A 1,404-nucleotide genomic window follows, 5' to 3' on the forward strand; every position below is an offset into this window, starting at 1 on the left:
TCACCAGACTTGCCTTCTCGTAGTTCATCTTGGCGAACACCCGCAAGGCGTTCTCCAGCACTTCTTCCCGGTTTGTTATCATAAGCGTAAGGGGTTTATGTTTTTAGCCTACGAAGGTAGGGAAAACTTGCGTTCGCGGCAAGCAAAAAAATGATTATATGAAATTCAGCCAATACTTGTACTTAATCATATAATAAAGCAATATGCCCCAAAGAGGATAAATCACCCAAGACATGATACAGGAGAACCTTTGACTGCCAAACAGCAATGGCTTTTCCCGCATTATTTCAATTCCCTTTTTCTTTTTGATGTAATACCTGCTCATAAAACGGTACATGATGTAATTGATTAAAATGAAAAAAATAAACGGCAAATCATAATCGAAGTTCTCTTTGACCAATGGATAAATAAACACTATTGCAGGTAAAAATAATAGTCCGCAAAATAGCATCACAGTTCTTTCATGCGGGTTTTCCAACCGAAATTTGTCCCGGTTGAATATGAAGAATTGATAATACATTGCATCGAAGAAGAATTTTATCAGTCTGATTGCTTTCATGCTTGCTTTACATTATGGCAAAAAAACGATATATTATCGTCTAACGCCCATATCGTCCTTACTATCTTTTGCCAATGAATCATTTGTCCCAATTTATAATATCTGGCAACTAATCGCTATTGGGGTGATTAAGTTGTTTGCTATCGGCATATAGTTTCATAGCATAAGAAATAATCATTACCACCGTAAGATAAGTCATGATGATTGCACCAACAATCCAACAAAAGTAGAAGTTGTTTTCATCAGACGGTATCATATTCTCCGGCAGTACCCCTGTGCGTTCATATTCCGCTTCGTAGGTGCCAAGTGTCGGCAGTGCGCTAAACCATAATAAGCTCCAAAGGTTAAAAACAGCTTGCAGCAGAAGAGCGGACAACCGACACAACGTATTGCGTATCGCTATATCATACAATATATAAATGGGACAAATGCCAATTAGTGCCATCATGCTTGTCAAAGGTCTGCGGTCGTCATGGGCAATCCATTCTCCCCCTTGCATTTCTATCGCATAATATTCAAAGTATAGAATAACAGCGAAAAGCAAGAAGTATATCGTGAACTTTATAGCATTGGCTTTTCTCATTGAATTTGTATTTGGCAATCTTAATTCCGCCGCCCAAAGGTACGAAAAGAATCGGAGAAACAAACCGGACGGTTTGGAAAAGTAGCGAAAGAGTTGGCGGGAGGGGCAGAATGACCGTCGGCATCCTGCCATTTCCTCCGCCAATCATTAGGTTCATCTTAAAGTTCCAGTGAATTTTCCTTAAGCAAGAAGTCGTAAATGCTGATGGTCGTAATCCCGGCTTCATCCCTTGTTATGGGGCTTTCCTCTCCGATAACGATAA

1 protein-coding gene and 1 pseudogene are annotated in these 1,404 nt (G+C 39.8%); both read right to left on the minus strand.

Going from position 1 to position 1,404, the window contains the following annotated elements:
- Positions 1-82: pseudogene (locus B5F71_RS20025) on the minus strand (TetR/AcrR family transcriptional regulator); the annotation flags it as partial.
- Positions 83-668: 586 nt separating this feature from the next.
- On the minus strand, positions 669-1,142 hold the full coding sequence (locus B5F71_RS19435) for a hypothetical protein (RefSeq protein ID WP_087213635.1): 474 nt from the start codon (positions 1,140-1,142) through the stop codon (positions 669-671).
- Between the last annotated feature and the right edge of the window lie 262 nt (positions 1,143-1,404).

Origin of the sequence: Bacteroides sp. An269 (assembly GCF_002159755.1) — a bacterium.
GTDB lineage: Bacteria > Bacteroidota > Bacteroidia > Bacteroidales > Bacteroidaceae > Phocaeicola > Phocaeicola intestinalis.